Consider the following 24,001-nt stretch of genomic DNA (forward strand, 5'->3'; position numbering starts at 1 on the left):
AGAAACATGCCACCAATGCGCACAAGACTGACACCTGGCGGTTTTAGGAGGAGGAAAAAATCATTTACGGGTTACAGTCTATCCTTTGGTGTATATTGCTATTGCTGTGCATTAGCTGTTTCGTTACAGTACCTGCATCCACAAATCCTCTTGTTTCAATGTTTTTCATAGGTGTAACCATACAGGGATCTGTTTCCAATAGTTGACCGGAGTCTCAAGCTATATTACTATCCGGTCTATGAATCATGCAGAAATAGAAGTTTATACAGATGGCGGGTGCTTGGGAAATCCAGGACCCGGTGGGTGGGCCTTCGTGCTCAGGGCAGATAACGGGAAATTCGAGAAGGAAGCAAGTGGGTTTGAAGCTGCCACCACAAACAACCGCATGGAACTCCGTGCCGTTATTGAGGCACTGGAGGTGTGCAAGCAGTATAAGCCAAAGCATATTGTCATCAATACTGACAGCCAATATGTAAAAAATGGAATTACCAGCTGGATCAAGAAATGGAAAATAAACGGGTGGCGAACAGCAAGCAAGAGCCCGGTTAAGAACAAGGAGTATTGGGTAGCACTGGATGCGCTCAACGAACAATTGCCGATTCAGTGGAACTGGGTGAAAGGGCATGCTGGTGTTGCAGACAACGAACGGTGTGACCAGCTGGTACGGCAGGCAATGGAAAACGGGGCATGAAAAGAAAAGAAGCATCAATATGGCAACTCTACCTCACCTTCTTGAAGATTGGTGGGCTTACCTTTGGAGGTGGGTATGCCATGCTTCCCATGTTGCAGCGGGAGGTCATCGACATCCACCACTGGGTTACAGAGGAAGAAGTGTTGGATATCTATGCCATTGGCCAATGCAGTCCAGGTATCATTGCGGTGAATACAGCCACTATGATCGGTTACCGTAAGCGTGGTATTTCCGGAGCAATTGCTGCAACGTTGGGTGAAGTAACTCCATCTTTGGTCTTGATTACGATGCTTGCAACTATTTTGCTACAAATCCAAGACAATATATGGGTGCAACGTGCATTTGGAGGTATCCGAGTAGCAGTGTGTGCGCTCATCACACAATCAGTGTTCACACTTTCCAAGAAGAGTCTTATTGATGTACCAACCGTTCTGCTTTACGTTGCAACGGTTGCTGCAACACTTGCTTTTTCATTATCCCCGCTTATGGTGATTCCTGCTGCAATCCTGTATGGACTGGTCGTACAGCGGCTCAAGCGGAGAAAACCATGATCTATTTGGAACTCTACTGGGAGTTTTTCAAGATAGGGCTTTTTGCAATTGGAGGAGGGCTTGCCACCCTGCCATTTCTGTATACGCTTGCCGAGACCCATGGTCATTGGATTACTTCCAGTGACATCGCTGACATGATTGCCATCAGTGAATCAACACCCGGCCCGATTGGTATCAATATGGCGACGTTTGCCGGGTATCAAGCAGCTGGCCCTTTGGGAGGCTTGGTTGCCACATTGGGAGAGATAACCCCTTCGCTGATCATCATCATCTTCATTGCACGCTTTCTTGGTCAGTTCGACAAAAATCCGTATGTGAAGGATGGGCTCTATGGTCTGAGAGCTGCTGTTGTAGGTCTTATCACCTATGCCGGCTTGAAACTATTTGGAACAACATTGCTCGTGAATGGGAGTATACGAATCAAAGAGACGATTCTGTATCTTGTACTGGTGTTTCTTGTGCTCCGTTTGAAGAAGATCCATCCTCTGTACTGGATTCTTCTGGGAGCAATACTGGGGATTGTACTGCATCTTCCTTCGTAAGATACCGTACCATATGAGCATACCAACTCGATTCTCCCTCTAAGGAAGCGAGTAAGGCGAATGCATCTTTCTCCCTCTGGTGTTCACATACCAAGATGCGTGCAAGTTCAATTGCCTCTTCCTCGAATCCCCAACTTGCAGCCTGTTTGGCTACCTCCAGCTGCTCCGCATAGAGCTCTGGGTTCATGCTGAAAATCTGTCGGTACACCTGCAAGGCCTGCTCATACTGTTTTTGTTGAGCCAAGGCTTTTGCTTGGAGAAAAAGGAATGAGAGATGGGTAGGAAAGTTCTGGAACGAAGCATTGCTTTTATCGAGTACCTGCTCATAATCACCTAAATGAAAGAGAGCCAGCTGCTCATTGTATTGGTAGGATGCTTGACTGGGATCGAGAAATGCTGCTTCCCTGTACAACTGCCCAGAAGCAGCATACTCCTGATTCTGGAAAAGCTGACTTGCCTTTTCTGCTGCCTGCACTGCACGCTTTTCACTGCCCATAGAGGTACAGGAGAAGAGAAAGAACATGGAAAGCAGTAGAAAAACAGTCAGAAGTCTTTGCATCAGCGCTCCAATACCGTTTGTTCGATTTCCCGTACCTGATCACGATAGAGATTGGTAATGGCAGAACCGTAATCAGCAATAAGCTGAATTATGTTCCTTGGGGTGTCACTGTTATCCATACCATTGAGTCGATCCCCAGCATCACCAAGGCCGGGCAGGATGTAGGCAGCATCGTTGAGCACTGGATCCATCCAGAGGGTATACACTTCAGCCCCTTCGATGGCACGGACAATTCTCAATGAACCCTTGAGCGCACTGATGACATTGATGAACTTAACGGACTTGGGTTTTACCCCATTGTCCTCCAGATATTTCACAATGGTGACCAGACTTCCTCCGGTTGCATTCATTGGATCAGCAAAAATCAAATCCTTTCCATCAAGTGATTCCAGATCAAAATAGGATTTGTCCAAATCCAGGATGTAATCCATATTCGCTTCTTTCTTTGCATCATCTCGCTTGATTTTGAACAAGGCAAAAGGAGTGACAAATTTGTCAGTGGAGTATTCCTGGATTTCCTTGCTGAGAATCATACTGGGAAGGAGCGCACCACGAAGCATGACGCACATGACACTATTCTCAATCAATGAGTCGACATCTGGAATTCTATGTACTGCATAGTTTCTTACCGGACTAGTCACAGGAGTCTTGGTGATGATCGAGCGCTTGGTTGGTAGTGCGGCATCAGCGAACACATGGGAAAAGAGCATCTCATATGCACGTTGGATATAGTAGAGAAATTCCTCATGACCAGTACTAGGAGAGCGAAGTTTGGAAATCAATCGGCTTGCCTGACCATGTTGCTCCTGAGGAGTCTCAAAGGAGTAGACATGAATGGAGGGTTCCTCGGCACATACATCCTTGAGGTATCGGCCAATCTCCTTAGCACTATCCACCAAACCTTTTCGAGCTTCTTCTAGTTGCATCACATCGCTGGCAGTCTCGAGAACAGTACAATGGTAGAGCGACTGCTTGTACAACTCATCAACATGGGCGAGTTTATCCCTGTCCGAATCCTTGAGGTACCCGTCAAGGTCGGTTGCGTGTAATACGATTTTATTCATCTAAACATTTCTCCTCAGTATTGGCTTCCGATTCTATCCCAAGTTGCAGAGTCTGTCACCCCTTTACAGAGCCTGCAGTAACCCCTTTGATAAACTGACTGCTCATTGCCAGATAGAGTACAAGCACCGGAATTGCAGACAGGGTGAGGACTGCCAATACTTTAGACCAGTCAGTTTGATATTGTCCAAAAAGACGGGTAACACCAAGCAGTAGCGTCTTATGGCGTTCATCATTGATGAAAATCAAAGGGAACCATAGGTCATTCCAGAATGGTATAAGGTTATAGATTGCCGTTGTTGCAAGGGCGGGCCGTATGAGGGGAAGGATGATCATACTATAGATTTTTCCGCTGGACGCACCGTCGATGATGGCTGCTTCATAGAGATCTTCAGGGAGTTCCCTAATAAAAGTGGTAAGAATGAATACCCCGACAGGAAGTCCCATCGCTACATAGATTGGAGGAAGAGCATAGATGGTATTAAGCAACCCTAGTGCTCTCATAATTTCCAGCAACTTGATTGACGCTATCTTGATGGGAATCATCATTCCTGCAATGAAAAAGTAATAGATGATTGTTCCAATACGGCTCTTGTATCGAGCCAATGCATAGCCGGCAAGGCTTGCAAGCAGGGTTACCAACACCAGTGAGATGGAAACGACGAAAAAACTATTCTTGAAATACGTGAAAAAATCACCATCACGAAGTACCGTGGTGTAGTTGGAGAATTCCCATGTCTTGGGAATCCAAAATGGATTCTCATAAATTGTCAGTCTAGTCTTGAATGAGTTGATCACTAAAACCCAGATGGGGAACAACACCACGAATGTCCAGAGTAGCAACACAATATGGGAGAATATATGCCTATTTTCTTTTCTTAGAGATCCTCTCATGCTATGCACCTCTCTGTGTTTGTCTCAGGGTTGGTATAACCAGCACCATGAGCAGCAGGAAGGTAATTGTTGCGATGGCGGCTCCCAGCCCTGCATCCGGTATTCCAATAGGATGCTGCCCGGCAATACCATAACGGTAGAAGAGTGTTCCAATGAGGTCGGTGGAGTACTCTGGTGCCCCATTCACGTTTTCCATGGCAAAGACAATATCAAATGCATTGAAGTTGTTTACGAAGGTAAGCACGGCAACAATGCCGACGATTGGCTTGATCAGGGGAAGCTTAATGTACCAGAAGGTTTTTACACTTCCCGCACCTTCAAGACGTGCTGCTTCCAACAGTTCAACATTGATATTTCTCAGTGCTGCCACAAACATCATGGTTGGAATACCAAGCCATTGCCAGCAAGAGACCAGGGAGACAGCCCACAAGGCGGTGTTGGTATCACCAAGGTAGGGGTGTTTGAGAAACGGCAATCCAATAGAGACGAGAAAATCACCTGCCCACACCGGGTTAAGCATCAATTTCCATAGGTATCCTGTGATCAGAACTGCAAATGTAGTGGGAATAAAGATAATGGTCTGATATATTTGTCTTCCCTTCATGGTTTCCTGGGTAAGCAGTACAGCGAAGAAAATACCCAGACCATTTTGTACTATGAAATGGACAAAAAAGAACTTCCATGTATTGAAAAAAGCTCCCCAATACCGTGTAGAAATTTCTGGATCAGTAAACAGTCGTTTAAAATTATCCAGGCCTACAAAAACCCGGGTGACTTGATTGTTGCCACTGAAAAGACTCAAGCGTAACGAATCTATGAGCGGAAAAGCCATAAAAACGGTATACACAAGCAACGCTGGAGCCAGATAAAGCAACCAAGGAAAATGTCTGGAGTGTTTTATACGCATACACTACCTCAAAGACTTCCCGGGTATATGCATATGCCCGGGAAGTAAGATTGGACGACTTTTCAGTTACATCAATGCCTGTACGGAGTCTGCAGCCTGCTTTGCTGAAATATCTCCCTTCATCACCTTAATGACTGCTTGGTTCATCGGTGCATACAGGTTCATCAGTTTCGGCCATACAAAACGTGCATCGGTTTTCCTGCCGGCGTTCAGTGAGAGGAACTCATTTGCATGGGGATCCTCAAGCTTGATGGGGAATTTGATCATCGGGAAGTATCCACTAGGCAGGTTTTGACTTGCTGTGGTTGCTCCTTCTTCACTGCAGAGCCATGCAAGGAACGCCCTCGCTTCTTCAGGATGCTTGGTCGCTGTATTCATTGTGATGGCCATATCGGGGTGGAAACAGATTGCAGTGCTCTTTCCCTTGGGTGCAGGAATGGCAAACAAGCCCCAGTCAAAAGGGGCATCCTTGTACACACCGGCTGTCCAACTGCCGTCCACAAACATGACCGCCTTTTGGCTATTGAACAACACCTGGCTGTCGTTGTAGGTGACTGATTCAAATCCATCCGGGCAGTATTGTGCTACATCTGCCATAGCCTGGTAGGCTTCTACAAAGTTTCTGTCGTTGAGAGGCAATTCACCACTTTCATACTTAACACGCATATCAGCTCCGCCAATGTAATTGGGAAGTAGTCCAAAGAAAAAGGTCTCCAGGATATCCCATTCATCAGCCAAACCATTTGCTAGAGGTGTATATCCCTTTTTCTCCAGGGTATCGCAAAGCGAAAGAAATGCTTCCCAGTTTTCGGGAATCGACAAGCCTTCTTTCTTGAAAATATCCTTGTTGTAATACACTGCATGGCTTACTGCAGCAAAAGGAACAGCAAACATAGTACCATCACTCATCTGCCAAGGAGCCAGATTGCTTGCCGAAAAGTTTTCCATCAAGCCTGGAATATCAGTACAATCGGCAAAATAACCAGCGTTGTACAACTCCTGCCCGGCAGCGTAAGAACGTGCATACATCAAATCTGGTCCAGTACCACTATCGAGTTGCAGACGTAGGGTAGCATTATAGTCTGGAGGGTTGGTCGGTTGGAACTTGATTGTTACCTTAGGGGCAAGTTTTTTGTAGGCATTAAGCAAACGGTTCATCTGCTCGACATCGTCGGTTCTCCAAGAGCCCATGGTGAGCACAACCTCATCAGAAATCTCAGCCTTGTTGCCTTGGGCGGAAACAGGAAGCAATACACAAAGAAGCAACAGCATAGGTAGAAGAACGTGCAATCGTTTCATACAATACTCCTTCTTAGTGAAATTTTGTTATAGTATAGCATTAAATAAGCAAATGAGCGTACATTTTCTAGAGCTCCACTAGGGGAGGACAAAATATGGGCATTGTGGTAGGATGCGGATAATCTTCTGTTGTGAGGTGTAACATGAATTTAGTTTTTCTCGGCCCTCCGGGTGCCGGCAAGGGGACCATCGCGTCCGAAGCAAAAAATCTTTTTGGCATTCCCCATATCTCGACCGGCGACCTGTTTCGCAGTCATATCAAAGGGGAAACAGAACTTGGAAAGCAAGTAAAGACTATTCTGGCTGCCGGTGATTTGGTTCCTGACTCAGTTACCATTGAAATGGTAAAGCAACGATTCCTTGAATCTGATGCACAGAATGGATTCATCCTTGATGGCTTTCCACGCACCATCGCCCAAGCCGATGCACTTGCTGAGATGAAACCGCTTGATGCAGTGGTAAATTTCGTACTTGACCGTGATCTAATCGTCAAACGCCTGAGTGGCAGAAGAGTATGTAAATCCACCGGAAAGACATATCATATCCTCTATAACCCACCAAAAAGGGAGGGGATTGATGATGAAACCGGAGAACCTCTCATACAGCGTGATGACGACAAACCAGAAGCTATTCTGAATCGTCTGAGTGTCTATGAAAAACAGACCGAACCCCTGATCGCTTACTATCGTGAGAAAGGTCTGTTGGTAGACATCGATGCTTCCCCGGCTCCAGAGGTTGTCCTAGAAGCCTTGGTCAAGGTTGTCCAGAAGTAAGATCCTTCACTGAATCACGTTGTATCAACGTATGGGGTATTTGTATATGGACGCTTTGCAAGGTTTCCTTGTGTATCATTTTGAACAAGGCCTCAGCAGCAAGGCGTCCTTTTTCTTGTGCTGGTTGCTCAACCGTTGTCAGGTGGGGCATGATGCAGGAAGCTTCGTCGATATTGTCAAACCCAGCGATGGAGATGTCCTTGGGTACAGACAATCCGGCTTCATTCCAGCTGACGATACATCCGATAGCGACAATGTCATTCATCGAAACAACACATGTGGGAAGCTCATTGAAATTGAGGATTTCCTTGCCTTTCAGTTTCCCATCCGCTAAGGAAGGCTCACTGACCAGAACCGGTACATCCTGAAGGTCAACACCTACTTCAGAGAGGGCCTTTTTAAACCCCTCCATTCTTCGTTGGGGAAGACTCATTTTTGTCGCTTTTTCTGCAAAAATGTCCCCTCCAAGTGAAATGATGCAGAGGTTTCGGTGGCCGAAATCTAGAACCGTTTTCATTAACTCATAAGAAGCCATCTCATCGTTTATATTTACGCTTGGCATCTCCTCATTGGGAGTACCATCAATGGTAACATAGGGGAGCAAGCGCGTTTTCATGACCGAGACGATATCCATCCCGACCTGCATGCCCATGGTGATCAACCCATCAACTGCTGCATTACGCACAGCCTCGGTTACGCTTTCATTGAGTGGTGGAATGAGGGTGAGGGTATATCCGTATTTTTCACACACACTCCCGATACCTAACAACACTTGTTGTGCATACGGGTTCTGCAGTGAGTAGCGGATTTCCTGGGGAAGTAGGAAGCCTATCGAAAGATGTCGGCGGAGTGAGAAATTGCGAGCCATTGGGTCTGGAATGTATCCAAGCCGTTCTGCGGTCTCCAGAATCTGGGAACATGCTTTTTTGCTGATCCTTGAAGGATCATTGAAAGCGAAAGAGACTGCAGTCTTGGAATATCCACTTTCCCGTGCGATATCCTTGATTGTAGGTCGTTTCCTCTTCGTCGTTTGCTCTGCCATGGTGCAATCCTCAACTTCGGCCGATTTCCTACCGCAATGTTGTATCGAGCAGTAATAGTGCAGGTTGCACAGCCGAAAAACTTAGTATAGTATGATACTAAACCGGTTTTGTAACAGAGTCAATAAACCATATAAGGAAGTAGTATGCCGAGTACAACCTGGAAGCAATATATTGATAGTAATGTCTCATCCCTGTATGTCCAACCGCTTTATCCAAAGCAAGGTGAAATGGTTGATGTTTCTATTCAAGTGGATGCTGGAACTACAATTAAACAAGTCCGCCTGGTAAGTTTCCAACTAGGCCGAGAGATGCAGATTCCCCTAAAACGTGTGCAGGAAGGGCTTCGTGTTTTGTATCGGGGTAACTTTAAGATGGTGGATTCTTCCGCCCATTGGTATTTTTTTCTCATAACAGATGAAAGAGCCTATTCCTATAGCAAAGCAGGAGTGAAAGCCTCAGTTCCTCCTCTTTCAGAATGTTTCCATCTGGTCAGCAACCTGGTTCCTGTAGAGTGGGTGGGAAGTGCTCTCTGTTATCAGGTGTTCCCTGACCGTTTTAGAAAGGGAGATGAAGCGGTGGGTGCAACAGAAGGGCAATACAACTTTGATGGTGGAAAAGTCTCGGTACATGGGTTTGATGAAATTCCGCTTACATTCGAAGAGGGAAGATGTCTCGATTTCTTCAATGGCGATCTCAAGGGAATAGAGGACGCCATTGATCATTTCAAGCGCTTAGGTGTAACGGTGCTCTATCTCAACCCCATAGGGATGAGCAGGACAACCCATCGCTATGACTGCACCGATTTTTTCCATATAGATGAGAAACTTGGAGGAGATCGTGCCTTTGCTCATCTGTGTGAAGCGCTACACAGGGAAGGCATTCGCGTAATTGTCGATATCTCGATCAACCATACAGGGAGTGAACACCCTTGGTATACAAAGGCGCTTGCTGATCCTTCAAGCAAGGAAGCATCTTTCTATTACATTAATGATGATGGCTCCGTTGCTTTCTGGCAGGGAGTGGAAACGTTGCCTCAGCTGAACTACAACAGCCAGGAACTCCGTGATTTAATCTATCGCAGTCCTGATTCTGTCATGCGCTCCTTCCTTAGGCAGCCATTCCTTCAAGACGGCTGGAGGCTCGATGTTGCAAGCGAGGTTGGAAGAAGGGGAGAAGACCAGATGTGTGAAGAAATCTGGAAGGAAGTGCGAAAGGCAGTCAAGAGTGAGAACAGCCAAGCTTACTTGGTAGGAGAAGACTGGGTAGACTCCACTCCATTTCTCCAAGGGGATATGTGGGATGCAGCCATGAACTATTTCGGTAGCAGCCGCCCAATGAGAAGCTGGATGGGAGAAAAAGACCGATACATGGCTGATGATTGGGGCCATAATCCTGGAACCACACGTGCATTCACCGGAGTTGAATTTGCAGAGGCCTTGGAAAGTCACTTGCATTCAATGCCACAGCAGATGCTCAGCATGCAGATGAATCTGATCAACAGCCATGACACGCCTCGTCTCTATGAACATCAGGAGATTTTTGATTTCTCACTCTATGCAGGAATTGTGAAGTTGCTATATGTGCTTCCCGGTATGCCCAATATTTATTATGGGGAAGAAATTGCCCTACCGGGTCCTTATGGTTCAGTTGAATCATCGCGCTATCCCATGCAGTGGGATGAAGAGCAGTGGAACAAGGAGTTCTACTCCCTCTATACATATCTTGGTCAGTTCCGATCGGCTCATGCTGATACCCTTGCACATGGAGCGTGGAAGGTACTGTATCGTGATGAATACACCCTCTGCTTTGTACGGTATACAAACCATGAAGCGATTTTCTGTATCCTGGGAAAGCATGCACACACACAGACCATCACGCTTGACAATAGGGTGTTGCAAATAACCCACTTTGAAGGTTGCGATGTAGAGAGAACTACGGTTCAGCCTGATCGTATTGAAGTTTCTATGAAGAAAAGGGATTCGTTACTTCTGGTAGGCTGTAGAGAGGCAAAATGCAACAAATAGGTGAATAATTGTTGCAATATGCTTGCAATGTTTCTCTTAACTGTGCACAATATGGTGCCAAAGCCCTCTAAGGAGTTGTGTTATGGCCTACCTCTACGAAGAACCCTCCCGTACGTTCAGTGAATACCTACTTATACCAGGCTATTCAAGTACCGAGTGCATACCAGTCAATGTCTCATTAAAGACACCACTGGTCAAATTCAAGAAGGGCGAGGAACCCTCAATCACCCTGAATATCCCCATGACGAGTGCCATCATGCAATCGGTGAGTGGGGAGGCAATGGCCAAAGCTCTTTCCAGGGAAGGAGGAATCAGCTTCATCTATGGCTCGCAGCCAATAGGATCGCAGTGTGCCATGGTCTCCAGGGTAAAGGCTTTCAAGGCTGGTTTTGTTCCCAGTGACTCTAATCTGCGCTCAGAGGATACCCTTTCTGATTTGATAGCCCTCAAAAAGAAAAAAGGGCACTCCACCATAGCAGTAACAGAAGATGGTACCAGCTCAGGAAAACTCCTGGGCGTGGTCTCTTCGCGTGACTGGAGACCGAGCAGGACACCACTGGATACTCCTATCTACCAGCTCATGACCCCGTTTGCAAACCTGGTCTATGCGAAGGAAGGGATAACACTCAGTGAAGCAAACGATAGTATCTGGGAGCACAAACTCAATAGCCTTCCCATTGTTGATGAAGAGAACCATCTCAAGTATTTTGTTTTCAGGAAGGACTATGACTGCCACAAGGATAACCCTGACGAATTGCTGGATGAGAAAAAGCGCTATCGAGTCGGTGCAGGCATCAATACACGAGATTACAAAGAGCGAGTCCCCGCCCTGGTTGCCAGTGGTGCTGATGTACTTTGCATAGACTCCTCCGAAGGGTATAGCGAATGGCAACACCTGACACTTTCCTGGATCAAGGAACAATACGGTGACCAAGTAAAAGTGGGTGCCGGCAATGTAGTGGATAAGGAAGGGTTCCTTTTTCTTGCCGAAAGTGGTGCCGACTTTGTGAAGGTGGGCATTGGTGGTGGTTCTATCTGCATTACCCGTGAAACCAAGGGAATCGGGAGAGGCCAAGCAACAGCATTGCTCGAGGTTGCCAAAGCTCGAGATGAATATTTCCAAGAACAGGGTATCTATATCCCTATCTGTTCGGATGGGGGAATTGTCCTTGACTACCATATGACCCTCGCTTTGGCCATGGGTGCGGACTTCTTGATGTTGGGCCGATATTTTGCACGATTCGATGAGAGTCCTACGGAAAAAGTGAATGTCAAAGGTTCTTATATGAAAGAGTACTGGGGAGAAGGATCTTCTCGTGCACGTAATTGGCAACGCTATGACCTTGGAGGGGACGAAACGTTGAGCTTTGTAGAAGGAGTCGATTCCTATGTTCCGTATGCAGGACCTTTGAAAGACAACCTTCAGCTGAGTCTGAGCAAGATCAAATCAACCATGTGCAACTGCGGTGCACTCAATATTTCTGAACTGCAGAAGAAGGCAAGACTGACGGTGGTTAGTTCCACTTCCATCATTGAAGGCGGAGCACATGATGTATTGCTTAAGGATTCTCAGGACTCCTTGAAAAAATAAGAGTTTTATCATACTTCTTACATAAAATGTGCTATACTAAGACACTTTTGTCGTAATGGAGTGTAAGAAGCATGAAAGAGGTTGGGCAAAGTAGTCCAGAGAAAGATCGAATGCTTTCCATCAACGATCTTCCTGGCGGAGTAGGTATATATGAACTCGGTGATGAGATACGTGCTACCTATCTTAGCCGAGGTTTGGCTAAACTCCTTGCTTACACTCCTCAAGAATTCCATAGCTACAATGAACTGAATTTATTGGATTCCGTGCATGAGAGGGAGCGAAAACGCATCGAAATAGTTTTTCAGAGCCTGAAGAAGAGCCATCGGGAATTGGATGTTTCCTTTCGCTTGCAGCGAAAGGAAAATTGCTTTATCAGAGTATTGGGACGGTACAGCCGACACCATGGTCAATTTCCGGTCTACTACCTTGTTGCCAGTGATATCTCTGAAGCATACCAGAATGCATTAGCCTTGGAGAGACAGAATACCAGACTGCAATTTGTCTTTTCCCACTCTACCTTGGAAATGTGGGAATACCATCTGGATGCAGATTGTTTGGTCCCTCTTTCCAGAACGATTTTGGGAGGGCACTCTCCTTTTGAGATACACCATCCTGCTTCCTTCCTGCTTGATGAAGGGTATATCCATCCAGATTACTCAATAACACTTCACCATGATTTCTCACTAATAAAAGCAGGGCAGGAACCTGATTCTATTCTCTCTGTGCGAACAGCGGGAGGTTCCTTCCGTTGGTTGAGATTGAGTTATGCCTTTCTCAGTGGTGGTGAACAGGAATATGGCAGAGCAATCGGTATCTTCCAGGATGTGCATGATGAAATTGCCATGCGTTTGAAGGCATTAGGACAGGATGAAGCTTTTTTTGGAGGTTTCAATCTACAAACAGGAGCTCCTGTGCTCGCGGACAACCAAGTATGGAAGATAATGGATGGCAGTCATGATTTCTATGCTCAGTATGATACTGTCCTGCAAGAAGCAATACAAAGTGAATATCGCTATGCATTCCACGAAATTAACACCAGTGAAAAGCTCAAGCGTTTTGTACAGGAAGGAAAGAAAGAACTTACCATCGAAGCAAAAATGATGCATCCGTTCCACAAGGAATACGGCTATCGTTGGGCTAGGTTTCATTTCAGTATCTCCGTTGCAAACAATACAAAGATTGGGTACATCGCAATAAAGGATATTGAAACAAGCAAGAGGCAGGAGCAGGTACTGCAAGAGCGTGCGCATGGTGACAGTCTCACCGGTCTTTATAACAGATTTTCCATAGAGGAAATTGTCACGAGGTATTTGAGAGAGAGAGGAGGCAGTACCTTTTTTCTCATTGATATAGACCGATTTAAGCTGATTAACGATACCTATGGCCATGACATGGGAGACCGCGTTCTCAAACGACTTGCATCCTTGATGAGGACGGTATTTCCACAAGGGGCGATCATCGGTCGACTTGGTGGAGATGAGTTTGTTGCATTTATCCCACATGACAATGAGGCTGTGAGGAATGCTGGAGATGAGCTTTGTCGTGTCATCGCTCAGGATCGGACCCTTGGAATCCACTTCTCCTGTTCACTCGGTTTCTGCATCAATACAGAAGAGGGGGCGACTTTTACAGATCTCTACCAACATGCCGACCTTGCGCTGTATCACTCAAAGAACAATGGAAGAAACCAATGTACCCGGTACGTATCTGATATGGGTATGAACAAAACTCTCTGGTGGTCTAATCATGAGTGGATGCTGGACAATCTTCCCGATACGGTTTACTTGAGCGATATGCAGAACTATGACCTGCTCTTTCTGAACAAGGCAGGAAGGGAACGCCACGCACCTGATGCAAGATATAGAGGACGGAAATGCTATGAAGTTATTTTTCATAGAGACCAGGTATGCGAACATTGCAGATTACACTCACTCAGTTATGATACCTATAGTTTTTGGGAACATACTGATGAATCAGGTGGCATCTGGCTTTGTAAGGAGAAGCTGATTCTTTTCAACGAAAAACCTGCAAAGCTTGCAATTCTTGTAGACCAGCTGAAGCAAGCCAAACAGATTGCCGAGAAATGGGTTTCCTCTACAACAGAAGTACATCTTTCCCGCTCAGCATATTTCAAGGAATTGCAGAGAGGTGAATCTTCCTGGGATTATGACGTTGCTCATGATCTCTTGACGCTCTTTCTTCTTAATACAGGCAGACCATATGTAGAACAAGTGCATGGTTTTCTCAATCGAAATGCGGAAGTCGAAGCACTGCATAAAGACGATCGATCTACTGTTCGTGAAGAACTCAGGAAACGCATAGATGCACCAGACGGAAGACCGATACAGGTTCGGCTAAAGCTTTCTGGTGGTTCGTTTGTACCTGTATTGTTTACCTGGTACTCTATGCAACATCGCATCGGAGGTAAGATTATTCGTTTTTCTCCTTCTGGCTACTCATTACCTAACAATCCTCTCCTTGAAATTTTGGAACAATTCTCTGTACCACTGCTCCATATTGCCTTGGAGAATAACCAATCCACCTTGCTTTTTGCAAATAAGAAATTCCAGGAATTTGCAAAAAAAGTGTTCCAAACACTTGAGATGGACCCTCTTGGTTGGCTTCTGCCTACAGAAAAACAAAGCTTGCTTTCACGTATTAGAGCCATGCAGAAAGATCACCTGGAACATGAAACGTTCATATTGATCGGCTATGACAATCAGCACTTCTCAGTTACATGCCAATTAGGGCCCTGCTTTGGTTATGTACAAATGGTTACCTTCAGCCTCCAGGATGTAAGTCGAGAGCAGAAGCTGCAGCAACTGAACAATCGCATACTCCCCTACATAGAACAAAGCAAGGATGGAATTGCAGTATTCTCCATGGAATCGCATTCCTTGGAGTTGCAATACGCCAATGAGACCCTGGCAACAGTATTGGGATATGAGCGGGAGGAACTGTTCACAAAGTATAAGGATAATGCAATACAACTCTTTTTCCCTGAGGACAGGACACTTTTGTTCCGTCATGTAGAGAGACAAAGCATGATAAATACAGTATCCGACCCCTTCAATCTACGACTTGTAGCAAAGGATGGTGCGGTACTGTGGTGCAGGATTACGTTCCAACAGAACGGGATTCAAGGAAGGGGGGAGCCGTTCAGCCTTCTGATAGAAGATCTCTCAGAATCCATGCATGATGAGGCAGTACTGCAACAAGTACAGGAACAACTTTTATTTGCCTTGAACCATAACCTGGTAACAGGTTTGTACACTCATCAAAGGTTTTGCGAGGCTTGTCGTGAATTGCTTGATACCAATACAGACTCTCCCTATATCATGGTATATTGGAACATTGAACGGTTCTCTGTACTGAACGAATTGCTTGGATTTGATTGTGGGAACCAAGTATTGCAATGTATCGCAAACGATTTGCGTAAATTTATGAAAGATGTTGGGGTATATGGGCATATAGAAGCAGATCACTTTGCCGCATGCATTCCCAAGGCCATGAGTATTTCCATGCATCCAAAACATGCCATAGATATAGAGCACATCAGTGAAGAGATAGGGTATCATCTCTCCCTGGTCATCGGTCTATATGAGATTGAGGATACCAGCCAAAGTATTCCGTCCATCTTGGACAAGGCGCACAGTGCTTCCAAGATTTCACGGTACCACAACCGGGAGGGGTATGCGTTCTACCAGCCTTCCATCTGTAACGACTCATTCAAAGAACAGGATGTGCTGAATGAGATGCAGCATGCATTGGACAGTGGCCAGTTTACCTTCTACCTACAACCCATCTATGACATTCAGGAAAAGCACATAAGCTCTGCTGAGGCGCTCTCTCGGTGGGTGCATCCAAACCGAGGGGTAATCTCTCCTCAACAGTTCATCCCTGTTTTTGAGAAATATGGTTTCATCACTATCATGGATCTTTCGATTCTCTCTAGCGTGTGTGCGTTTATATCTGACTATCGGATAGCTTTTCCTATTTCGATCAATCTGAGTAGGATAGATGTGAACAACAATAAGATTGTAGATCTCATCTTGGAAACCACAGCAAAATTTGAAGTGGACCACGCTCTCATCCAATTTGAGATTACGGAAAGTGCCTACATTGACAATCCTCTCCAGATGTCAGCGTTGGTCAGTGAACTGAAAGGGCACGGATTCACTATTTTGATGGATGATTTTGGCAATGGCTACTCTTCGTTGCATATGCTCTCCGCACTGCCTATGGATGTCATTAAAATTGATCGTTCGTTCATCTGCGAAATCAATGAGAACAAACGTTCCAAAGCGGTACTGTCATCAATCATACAGATGGGGAAACAACTCGATTTGCCTATGGTAATCGAAGGAGTAGAGAATGAGGGACATCATACGTTCTTACGTGAAGCAGGAGCTCTCTATGGGCAAGGATACTATTATCAGAGACCTATGGAAAAGGAAGCTTTCTTGAAGTTGCTCACACATGGTTGACAGTTTTCATCTCGTTATGATATGTTCTGATTCATCGGCCGGATAGCTCAGCGGGAGAGCGGTTGCCTTACACGCAACTGGTCGGGGGTTCAAATCCCTCTCCGGTCAAAAACGCACTCTTCCTAGAGTGCGTTTTTAGCATTCAATAGAGTACTATTGCCGCCTAAAATGCTAGTGAGTATAGTAGTATCAGACAATGAGGAGATAATATGGATCTGACGCTGATGATCTGGTATTTTTTTTGTTATTCCGTCCTGGGCTACTGTATTGAGGTACTTTATTGTTCTATTGGGCAGAAAACATTGGTAAATCGGGGTTTTCTCCATGGCCCCTATCTTCCAATTTATGGATTTGGAGCAGTATTTGTCGTCTTTATTTTCGTAAAGATTACCGATAATCCAGGCTTGTTTTTTTTGATTGCCTGTATCGGTACCAGTATGCTTGAATATGCTACTGGAGTTCTTGCAGAAAAACTGTTTTCTATCAGGCTATGGGATTATTCCTCCTATCGTTTCAATCTTAAGGGGAGAGTGTGCCTGCTCAACTCAACGCTTTTTGGATTGCTCTCACTGTTAGTCGCTTATTGCATTCATCCCTACCTCTCAGCTTTCATACTGAGTGTGGATGAAGCCGTATTGGACCATGGAGCAATGGTAATCATGCTCCTGCTCAGTGTTGACACTACCAGTTCTGTGTTCCGTATGAGTGCATTCCAGAAACAACTTGGAGAGTTCAAGGAGAAGAGAAAGGAAATTGAGAACCGGCTGAGTATTCTCCGTAATTTCAATGGAAACAAGATGCTTGATGGATTACGCGTAAAGTTGAATACTGAATTGGATGAGTTGCGACTACGACTGAGCATATCAGCCAAACAGATTTTAAAAGCATTTCCCTTACTCACCAGCAGTAATGAAGAAAAACGGTTGTTGCTGGAGACCCTGAGAAAAACCATACGAGAAAATGCATTGCATAGGAAGCTTCATAGCAACAAGAAAAGGAGCAAACGACGTGATGATTGAGTTACGGGAACATTATCAAGAGATACAGGAAGCCTTGGCCGATGCGGCAATACAGGCAGGAAGGAAACCAAGTGATATTAGGCTGATGGCAGTGAGCAAGACTCGCTCGTACCAAGAAATGCTGGAACTTTTCTCTTGTGGTCAGCTCCTTTTTGGGGAAAACCGCGTACAGGAAGTTGAAGATAAAGTTCCACAAATCAGACCAGAAGGAATGAGACTCCATCTAATCGGGCACCTGCAGTCGAACAAAGCCAAAAAAGCCATAGAACTCTTTGATGGTATTGATAGCGTTGATTCCCTGAAACTCGCCAATAAACTAGAGGGGCATCTATCCAAGCCTTTTCCTATCCTACTTGAACTCAAGACAGCTGAAGAAGACTCTAAGAGTGGATTCCCATCTGAGGATGTGCTCTTCTCTGCGCTGGATACCATCATGCAAAGTACATATCTACAGGTACGCGGGCTTATGACCATCGGTCCCTTGGATGGGGATGAGAAGATGGTGAGAGCGGCTTTCTCACGACTGAGAAATGCATTTGATGCGGTAAAAACACGATTCGACCCTCCACAATTTGATACCTTGAGCATGGGGATGAGCGGTGACTACCGGCTTGCAATTGAGGAAGGCTCCAATCTGGTGCGTATCGGAACGAAGCTGTTTGGAAAACGGGGGTAGCCATGCGTCGAGCTATAACAATCCTGATGCTGTTACTCTTGCTCTTTCCATTACAACTTTCAGCTGACCAGCTCAAGGGATATGAACCCTATGAAGAAGAGGAATTTCCGCTGTGGAGTTACAAAATCAGGAGGGCCGAGACGCTCTTCTTTGGTTCCATGGTCATCACACTTCCGGTGACAGCCTTACTCTACCGTTTTGCAGTGGAATCACAACTCATCAGTACACCATCCAGTGATTTGCAAGGGTTTCTGATGCAAGGATCTATTGCAGCTGGGCTTTCACTAGGCATATCTCTTGCCGATTACATCATTGGTGAAGTGGGGAATGCAAATGGGCGTTAAGGAAGGAAGGGTTGACTTGGTTGTGGAACCCATGGAACACCCTGTCCGCTTGGATGTCTATGTTGCAGGTCATACTGATCTCATTTCACGTTCTACCTTGAGTGAGACAGAGACAGTGATCCAACTCAACGGGAAAGCAAGCAAGAAAAGCAAGCTTGTCAGGGAAGGTGATCATATTACCGTTCTATATAGTGAAAATTTTTTTGCTGGGATTGAGGGGGAAGCTATTCCGCTCACAATACTGTATGAGGATGAAGACCTTCTGGTAATCAACAAGGAACAAGGGATGGTAGTCCATCCTGCAAATGGGAATACGGAACATACCTTGGTCAATGCCTTGGTCCATCGGTATGGTGAGCGGTTCTGTGAGGAACTGATGGATGAGACTGAAGTTGAGGAAGAGGCAGACCTCTCTAGCCCTGCAGTACGGCCTGGTATTGTGCATCGACTGGACAAGGACACCAGTGGAGTATTGGTGGTTGCACGAAATCGTATCAGTCACAGGCAGCTCTCTGCCCAGTTCAAGAATCATACGACGAAGAAAGTGTACATAGCTCTGGCCAGAGGAACATTCAAGACCAAACAAGGCACTATTGAAAAGCATCTGAAACGTGATCCAAAAGATCGAAAGAAATTTACCACATGTGATGATACTGAGGGGAGGTATGCAAAGACTGAATATCAGGTTCTTAGGCAGTATTCAGGGTTTGCCCTCTTGAGAATCGTATTGCATACTGGACGGACCCATCAGATCAGGGTGCACCTGAGCAAAGCCGGACATCCGATCATAGGAGATCCCATCTATGGAAAGGAGGATGGTCAGACCTTAATGCTGCACGCCTTTCTCCTTGAACTGGACAGTCCTTCAACTGGTACAAGAATCCGTTTTCGAGCAAAAATGCCTGAGCGGTTTCGTTCCTACTTGCGCTCTACTCGTCTTCCCGCCAATTCTGGCGTTCGGTCTCTATCTTCCCCAGCTGCAACAGGTCATGATTGAACATCCTCTCGATTCTTAGCTTACTTGCAGAACCATGACCAGGGAAAATCAGGATATTCTCGTCGAGCTTCATGAGTTTCTGATTGATGGAAGATATGAGCAAAGCTTGTTCACGATACCCGGGAGTTGATCCAATCCTGCCGCAAAGCAGTGTGTCTCCGGTAAACAATGCATGATCTATCCGGTAGGCCATGCTATCCAAGCTGTGTCCTGGAACGTGAATGACCTCGATTTTCAGCCCACAAAGATTGAGGACCTCTGCATCCTCAATGGGATGATAAAGAAACTCATAACTGCTGAACGCTGAGGCATGTACCTCAACATTGTAAATTTTTTTCAATGTACCAAGGCCCTCTGAGTGGGAGGGGTGGCGGTGGGTCAGCAATACATGTTTCAATGTATACCGGTTCGTTTCAATCATATTGATCAACTCAGTATCGACATGACCTGGGTCGATCAAGAGTGCCTCGCTGCCTTTTTCCCTTGCTACAAGATACGTGTTGCAGAATCCTACGACGGAGAAGTGTTGGTAGATGTTCAAAAGCGTGCCTCCTCCCAGTTGGAGTAGCGGAAGGAGACGCGTCTCCTGTCAGTATAGACAAAGTCGACTTTCTTCAAGTTGCAATCCTCAAAATCAGTATCCCTGAGGAAGCTGGAGTTAAAGGTAGAAAAGTAGAGATCACAATCATCGAACGAGCAACGCAAGGCATCGATTCCACTGAAGTTGGTATGCATGATCATGCTGCCAGCAAAATTGCAGTCGATCATCTTGCTGCCAGAAAAAACACTGTAGCGGGAGATAATCCCGTTGAATTTGCATTTTTCAAAAAGACAGAAGTCGAAAAAACTGTTTACCAAAGTGACTTGGGAAAAATCTACACCTCGAAAAGTACACCATGCCATATTGGAAGCAGATATGGTCTTCTTGCCTAAGGTAAGGTTGTCAAACTCACCGCCGGTAAGAGAATAATCAACAATATCTTTGTCTCCGGAAAGCCGGTCAACACAATCATGATAGAGTTGTTCTTGGTTTGCACTATGGCGAAAACAATAATCATCTTGGTTGCATACGTACGTATGACAAAGCGGGTGAGAGCAGGTTTTAAAACTGAACATAGGAATACAGTATCAAATACCTTCTAGTTGTCAAGAGCCCCGTTTGCAGATACAGTACTTTCTGGGAGCAATATACTAGATGCAAACAGGGCTGATAACCAGAGGAATCAACAATATTTATTCAGTGGAGTCGCAAGGAAACGCCTATCTTTGTCGCATCAAGGGAAAACAATTATTTCAAGTTACCGATGAATACAATCCACTCGCTGTAGGGGACCAGGTAACTTTTGTCCTTACCAATGAGGGAGAGGGGTTGATTATTGAACGTCTTGAGCGGCGTAACTGCTTCCAGCGTTGGAATGCAAAGAAGGGGTGTAATCAGACCGTGGTAGCAAACATGGACCTGGTGGTCTGTATAAGCAGTGTAGAGAGCCCTCCCTTTAGACCTCGTTTCATTGACCGTGTAATCGCCTGCTCAAGGAAGGTCCCGGTTATGATTGTCTTGAACAAGAGTGACATCCTACTTACTGAGGAAGAGCATGAGCGCTTTTCCCTCTATGGGGAATTAGGGTATCAGACAATGGCGGTCAGTGCTGCAAGTGGAGAGAATCTTGAACGTTTACATGAGGTTCTGAAGGGAAAGACCGTAGCATTTGTAGGACAGAGTGGGGTTGGAAAATCCACATTGATCAACCGATTGCTGGGATCGGAACAGAAGACTGGTGAAATCTCCCACAAATATAATAGAGGCCGTCATACAACCAACCATGCTCTTTTGTTGCATGGCCCTGATTTCACCATTGCCGATACCCCAGGGGTAAGGGAGTTCCTTGTCCCACACACTGATCCTCATGAGTTGAGTGATGCATTTCCTGAATTTATGGAGTTTGCATCCTCTTGTACGTATGAAGGATGCCTGCATCAGGGGGAGCCTGGATGCAAGGTTATGGAGGCAGTAGAACAGGATCTCATTCACTATGATCGGTATGAGAGCTATCTCAGGATGCTGGCCTCGCTTGATGAGAAAAAACCAGAATGGATGGGTAAGAACGACCGTTCTAAATCCTGGATTAAACGAATGGAGAGAGATGAATCACAAGAGTATTGAAGAACTGGGGTTCTTCCAAGTATTACAGCAGATCAAGGGCATGAGTCATGCGCCTGAAGGCAAAAAGGTTCTCGATGCATTACCTTTTTTAGATACACAGGATACGCTTGCAATACGGCAAAACCAAGTGGCAGCAGCAATGAAGCTCCTCTCTGGAGCAGATAGGCTTATGCTACACTCCTTCCCTGAAATACAGGAAACACTTACCAGCCTTGATGACCCGGCCCATGGAGCGGAGGGGTATGAACTGCTTGATGTGGCACGGTATATCCGCAGTGCTGAACATCTTTACAACCATGTGGATGCTTTGCAGGATACCGACAATGTTGTAACCGTATTGCATCCTCTCTTGGGAGATGGCCTGCCCTATGAATTGGTTGCTCTCTGTGAACAGATAGAGGGCACGCTTGATGAGAGTGGTCAGGTAAGAAATACACACCCAAGAATCAGTGCGTTGTTCCGCCAGGTGGAGACAGCCAAAAGTGAGAGATCTCGCTTTTGTGCACAGTTCATCAGGAGTAATCCTACTGCTGTACAGACTGACCAGGAAGCAATGAGGGATGGGAGACTGGTCATTCCCGTAAGAAGTGACCGAAGGAGCCAGGTGCAAGGATTTGTATCCAGCAGCTCCAGTTCCGGCAACACGGTGTTTATGGAACCCTATACACTTGTTGAGATGAATAATTCAGTAATGTTGGCACAGAACCAGATTCTTGTTGAGATTGCAAAGATTCTCGGGGAGCTCAACAGCAGTGTCAGAAAGCTACGAGTGCATGTAAAAACGTTATCGACACGCATAGGTAACCTGGATGCTGTATTTTCCATGGCGCTTTGGGCTTTGGAAACACATGCTACCGCAACCGACTTACAGACAAATCGATGCAATCTCGAGCAGGCACGCCACCCTTTGCTTGGCAATAAGGCTGTTCCTATTTCCATTACGCTTGAAGAAGATGTAAGGGCAGTGGTCATCAGCGGCCCAAACGCTGGAGGAAAGACCGTTACAATCAAGACAGTAGGACTCTTCGCTCTGCTTAATCAGTATTGTGGGTTTATTCCGGCAAAAGAGGGGAGCAGTCTTCCCCTTTTCGACAACATATTTACTGATATTGGCGATGAGCAGTCGATAGAGGCGGAGCTTTCCACATTCAGTGGACATATGAAACAGATTGGTTACATTCTAAGGAACATGAGCAAACGCAGCTTGGTTATTCTTGATGAACTTGGGAGTGGCACCGACCCTGTTGAAGGTTCTGCAATTGCTCGTTCTGTGCTTGAGTACTGCCTTGAGAAAGCGAAACTTACCATGGTGACCAGTCACCATGGTGTGCTGAAACAGTTTGCCTATGCAAAGAAAGAAGTTATCAACGCCTCAATGGAATTCAACGAACACTCTCATATGCCAACCTTCAGAGTTATACAGGGCTTACCAGGTGAGAGCCATGCAATTGATACCGCTCGTTATATGAAACTACCTGAAGAAGTCATCTCCCGTGCCGAACAATATCTAGGGAGTGAAGCTGTTCAGATTGCGTCCATCATCAAGGATCTTGAAGAAAAACGGAAAGAGCTGGAAACGCAGGAAGAGCAAACCAAAAAACGGTATTACACGCTCCAACAGGAAGTAAAGCAACTGCAACTGAAAGAACTCCGTGTACGGCAGAAAGAAAACCAACTCAAGGAAGAACAAGCTACTGAGCTTGCTCGATTCATGAGCGCCAAACGAAAAGAGTTGGAAAACCTGGTAAAGACTGTGAGAGAGGGTGAATTGGATAAAGCGAAACGAAAGCAGGTAAAGGCGTATGTTCAGAGCCTTGAGGACAGGGTACAGAGTGAACAAGCATTGCTGGAACAACGAGAAGAGGAACTCTCAGCGTTGGAAGTGCAGGAACAGATGGAGTTCAGCGAAGGCATGGAAGTGCTTTGTGGAACTGCAAAACGGTTGGGTAAGATCCTGAAAAAGCAAGGGAAAAACAAGTATCTGGTTGCAATAGGGTCAATGCGCATGACCCTGGATGGAAAGGAGCTGCAAGTACCAAAAGAGCAGCAAAAGAAGGTCCTGGTGTCATATCACAGCAGTACCCCAAGGCCTAAGTTGGTACTTGACTTGCGCGGCTACACCCTTGAGGAAGCGCTCGCTTCCCTTGAAGAGCAGATTGAGAGTTGTTTGGTGCATGGCATGTCTACTTTTTCCGTTATCCACGGCTATGGTGATGGGATCCTCTCCAAGGGCATTACTTCCTATCTCGAGCATCATCGTGCAATACAGGGATTCCGATTTGCCACACCAGAGGATGGAGGTATGGGAAAAACATACGTACAACTATAGCTTTATTGATGGGCCCTCTTTACAGAGGGTTTTTTACTAAGTATACTAA

20 protein-coding genes and 1 tRNA gene are annotated in these 24,001 nt (G+C 45.8%); 14 read left to right on the forward strand and 7 right to left on the reverse strand.

The genetic code is table 11. The annotated features are described in order from the left end of the window. The first annotated feature begins 238 nt into the window (after window positions 1–238). From rnhA to DYP60_RS08355, 3 genes are read left to right on the forward strand one after another with little or no spacing between them, the layout of a single operon-like run. Entirely contained in the window at window positions 239–691 is a 453-nt protein-coding gene (rnhA, locus tag DYP60_RS08345; RefSeq protein ID WP_117330554.1) for a ribonuclease HI, read from the forward strand. Further along, on the forward strand, window positions 688–1,242 hold the full coding sequence (locus DYP60_RS08350; RefSeq protein ID WP_117330555.1) for a chromate transporter: 555 nt from the start codon (window positions 688–690) through the stop codon (window positions 1,240–1,242). The genes rnhA and DYP60_RS08350 overlap by 4 nt, the downstream gene beginning before the upstream one ends. Continuing rightward, window positions 1,239–1,784, forward strand: a complete 546-nt coding sequence (locus tag DYP60_RS08355) for a chromate transporter (RefSeq protein ID WP_117330556.1) — start codon at window positions 1,239–1,241, stop codon at window positions 1,782–1,784. The genes DYP60_RS08350 and DYP60_RS08355 overlap by 4 nt, the downstream gene beginning before the upstream one ends. Before the next feature lie 558 nt (window positions 1,785–2,342). Here DYP60_RS08355 and DYP60_RS08365 read toward each other — a convergent pair. From DYP60_RS08365 to DYP60_RS08380, 4 genes are all read right to left on the reverse strand, one after another. Next, entirely contained in the window at window positions 2,343–3,407 is a 1,065-nt protein-coding gene (locus DYP60_RS08365; RefSeq protein ID WP_117330558.1) for a uracil phosphoribosyltransferase, read from the reverse strand. A 55-nt stretch (window positions 3,408–3,462) separates the two neighbouring features. Then, a complete protein-coding gene (locus tag DYP60_RS08370; RefSeq protein ID WP_117330559.1) occupies window positions 3,463–4,299 on the reverse strand; it encodes a carbohydrate ABC transporter permease in 837 nt (278 codons plus the stop codon). Window position 4,300: 1 nt separating this feature from the next. Then, a complete protein-coding gene (locus tag DYP60_RS08375) occupies window positions 4,301–5,131 on the reverse strand; it encodes a carbohydrate ABC transporter permease (RefSeq protein WP_338067793.1) in 831 nt (276 codons plus the stop codon). A gap of 141 nt (window positions 5,132–5,272) precedes the next feature. Continuing rightward, window positions 5,273–6,505 (reverse strand): ABC transporter substrate-binding protein, encoded by a 1,233-nt coding sequence (locus DYP60_RS08380; RefSeq protein ID WP_117330561.1) that lies wholly within the window; start codon window positions 6,503–6,505, stop codon window positions 5,273–5,275. 143 nt (window positions 6,506–6,648) lie between these two features. Between DYP60_RS08380 and DYP60_RS08385 the strand changes: the two genes are divergently transcribed. Then, on the forward strand, window positions 6,649–7,278 hold the full coding sequence (locus tag DYP60_RS08385) for an adenylate kinase (protein WP_117330562.1): 630 nt from the start codon (window positions 6,649–6,651) through the stop codon (window positions 7,276–7,278). Here the strand turns inward: DYP60_RS08385 and DYP60_RS08390 are convergent. After that, entirely contained in the window at window positions 7,259–8,320 is a 1,062-nt protein-coding gene (locus DYP60_RS08390; protein ID WP_117330563.1) for a LacI family DNA-binding transcriptional regulator, read from the reverse strand. The two genes, DYP60_RS08385 and DYP60_RS08390, sit on opposite strands and share 20 nt — an antisense overlap. Before the next feature lie 144 nt (window positions 8,321–8,464). Here DYP60_RS08390 and DYP60_RS08395 point away from each other — a divergent pair, with 144 nt between their 5' ends. From DYP60_RS08395 to DYP60_RS08430, 8 genes are all read left to right on the forward strand, one after another. Next, window positions 8,465–10,345 carry a glycoside hydrolase family 13 protein gene (locus DYP60_RS08395; protein WP_117330564.1) on the forward strand — a complete coding sequence of 627 codons (1,881 nt, stop codon included), beginning with the start codon at window positions 8,465–8,467 and terminating at the stop codon, window positions 10,343–10,345. Between the two features lie 82 nt (window positions 10,346–10,427). After that, window positions 10,428–11,936 carry an IMP dehydrogenase gene (locus DYP60_RS08400; RefSeq protein ID WP_117330565.1) on the forward strand — a complete coding sequence of 503 codons (1,509 nt, stop codon included), beginning with the start codon at window positions 10,428–10,430 and terminating at the stop codon, window positions 11,934–11,936. 71 nt (window positions 11,937–12,007) lie between these two features. Continuing rightward, entirely contained in the window at window positions 12,008–16,423 is a 4,416-nt protein-coding gene (locus DYP60_RS08405) for an EAL domain-containing protein (RefSeq protein ID WP_117330566.1), read from the forward strand. 36 nt (window positions 16,424–16,459) lie between these two features. After that, window positions 16,460–16,531 (forward strand) — tRNA-Val (locus DYP60_RS08410). 101 nt (window positions 16,532–16,632) lie between these two features. After that, window positions 16,633–17,442 carry a putative ABC transporter permease gene (locus DYP60_RS08415; protein ID WP_117330567.1) on the forward strand — a complete coding sequence of 270 codons (810 nt, stop codon included), beginning with the start codon at window positions 16,633–16,635 and terminating at the stop codon, window positions 17,440–17,442. Continuing rightward, complete coding sequence (locus tag DYP60_RS08420) at window positions 17,435–18,118, forward strand: YggS family pyridoxal phosphate-dependent enzyme (RefSeq protein ID WP_117330568.1); 684 nt, start codon at window positions 17,435–17,437, stop codon at window positions 18,116–18,118. The genes DYP60_RS08415 and DYP60_RS08420 overlap by 8 nt, the downstream gene beginning before the upstream one ends. 2 nt (window positions 18,119–18,120) lie before the next feature. Further along, complete coding sequence (locus DYP60_RS08425; RefSeq protein ID WP_117330569.1) at window positions 18,121–18,462, forward strand: hypothetical protein; 342 nt, start codon at window positions 18,121–18,123, stop codon at window positions 18,460–18,462. After that, window positions 18,452–19,459 carry an RluA family pseudouridine synthase gene (locus tag DYP60_RS08430; RefSeq protein ID WP_117330570.1) on the forward strand — a complete coding sequence of 336 codons (1,008 nt, stop codon included), beginning with the start codon at window positions 18,452–18,454 and terminating at the stop codon, window positions 19,457–19,459. Before DYP60_RS08425 ends, DYP60_RS08430 begins: the two co-directional genes overlap by 11 nt. On the opposite strand, the gene DYP60_RS08435 is transcribed toward DYP60_RS08430, so the two are convergent. Together DYP60_RS08435 and DYP60_RS08440 are read right to left on the reverse strand one after the other, a co-directional pair. Then, window positions 19,392–20,000: an MBL fold metallo-hydrolase gene (locus DYP60_RS08435; protein WP_117330571.1), complete on the reverse strand. Its 609-nt coding sequence runs from the start codon at window positions 19,998–20,000 to the stop codon at window positions 19,392–19,394. The genes DYP60_RS08430 and DYP60_RS08435 overlap by 68 nt on opposite strands. Beyond that, window positions 19,997–20,575, reverse strand: coding sequence for a pentapeptide repeat-containing protein (locus DYP60_RS08440; RefSeq protein WP_117330572.1), 579 nt, complete (start codon window positions 20,573–20,575; stop codon window positions 19,997–19,999). Before DYP60_RS08440 ends, DYP60_RS08435 begins: the two co-directional genes overlap by 4 nt. Before the next feature lie 79 nt (window positions 20,576–20,654). Here DYP60_RS08440 and rsgA point away from each other — a divergent pair, with 79 nt between their 5' ends. Beyond that, entirely contained in the window at window positions 20,655–21,623 is a 969-nt protein-coding gene (gene rsgA, locus DYP60_RS08445; RefSeq protein WP_117330573.1) for a ribosome small subunit-dependent GTPase A, read from the forward strand. Then, window positions 21,604–23,952, forward strand: a complete 2,349-nt coding sequence (locus tag DYP60_RS08450) for an endonuclease MutS2 (RefSeq protein WP_117330574.1) — start codon at window positions 21,604–21,606, stop codon at window positions 23,950–23,952. The genes rsgA and DYP60_RS08450 overlap by 20 nt, the downstream gene beginning before the upstream one ends. Window positions 23,953–24,001 lie beyond the last annotated feature (49 nt).

The sequence above is a fragment of the Sphaerochaeta halotolerans genome (genome assembly GCF_003429665.1).
GTDB lineage: Bacteria > Spirochaetota > Spirochaetia > Sphaerochaetales > Sphaerochaetaceae > Sphaerochaeta > Sphaerochaeta halotolerans.

Bases quoted from the DNA above. Each gene is read 5' to 3' on its own strand.
- rnhA (WP_117330554.1), top strand. From the start codon at position 239: ATGAATCATGCAGAAATAGAAGTTTATACAGATGGCGGGTGCTTGGGA.
- DYP60_RS08350 (WP_117330555.1), top strand. From the start codon at position 688: ATGAAAAGAAAAGAAGCATCAATATGGCAACTCTACCTCACCTTCTTG.
- DYP60_RS08355 (WP_117330556.1), top strand. From the start codon at position 1,239: ATGATCTATTTGGAACTCTACTGGGAGTTTTTCAAGATAGGGCTTTTT.
- DYP60_RS08365 (WP_117330558.1), bottom strand. From the start codon at position 3,407: ATGAATAAAATCGTATTACACGCAACCGACCTTGACGGGTACCTCAAG.
- DYP60_RS08370 (WP_117330559.1), bottom strand. From the start codon at position 4,299: ATGAGAGGATCTCTAAGAAAAGAAAATAGGCATATATTCTCCCATATT.
- DYP60_RS08375 (WP_338067793.1), bottom strand. From the start codon at position 5,131: ATGGCTTTTCCGCTCATAGATTCGTTACGCTTGAGTCTTTTCAGTGGC.
- DYP60_RS08380 (WP_117330561.1), bottom strand. From the start codon at position 6,505: ATGAAACGATTGCACGTTCTTCTACCTATGCTGTTGCTTCTTTGTGTA.
- DYP60_RS08385 (WP_117330562.1), top strand. From the start codon at position 6,649: ATGAATTTAGTTTTTCTCGGCCCTCCGGGTGCCGGCAAGGGGACCATC.
- DYP60_RS08390 (WP_117330563.1), bottom strand. From the start codon at position 8,320: ATGGCAGAGCAAACGACGAAGAGGAAACGACCTACAATCAAGGATATC.
- DYP60_RS08395 (WP_117330564.1), top strand. From the start codon at position 8,465: ATGCCGAGTACAACCTGGAAGCAATATATTGATAGTAATGTCTCATCC.
- DYP60_RS08400 (WP_117330565.1), top strand. From the start codon at position 10,428: ATGGCCTACCTCTACGAAGAACCCTCCCGTACGTTCAGTGAATACCTA.
- DYP60_RS08405 (WP_117330566.1), top strand. From the start codon at position 12,008: ATGAAAGAGGTTGGGCAAAGTAGTCCAGAGAAAGATCGAATGCTTTCC.
- DYP60_RS08415 (WP_117330567.1), top strand. From the start codon at position 16,633: ATGGATCTGACGCTGATGATCTGGTATTTTTTTTGTTATTCCGTCCTG.
- DYP60_RS08420 (WP_117330568.1), top strand. From the start codon at position 17,435: ATGATTGAGTTACGGGAACATTATCAAGAGATACAGGAAGCCTTGGCC.
- DYP60_RS08425 (WP_117330569.1), top strand. From the start codon at position 18,121: ATGCGTCGAGCTATAACAATCCTGATGCTGTTACTCTTGCTCTTTCCA.
- DYP60_RS08430 (WP_117330570.1), top strand. From the start codon at position 18,452: ATGGGCGTTAAGGAAGGAAGGGTTGACTTGGTTGTGGAACCCATGGAA.
- DYP60_RS08440 (WP_117330572.1), bottom strand. From the start codon at position 20,575: ATGTTCAGTTTTAAAACCTGCTCTCACCCGCTTTGTCATACGTACGTA.
- rsgA (WP_117330573.1), top strand. From the start codon at position 20,655: ATGCAAACAGGGCTGATAACCAGAGGAATCAACAATATTTATTCAGTG.
- DYP60_RS08450 (WP_117330574.1), top strand. From the start codon at position 21,604: ATGAATCACAAGAGTATTGAAGAACTGGGGTTCTTCCAAGTATTACAG.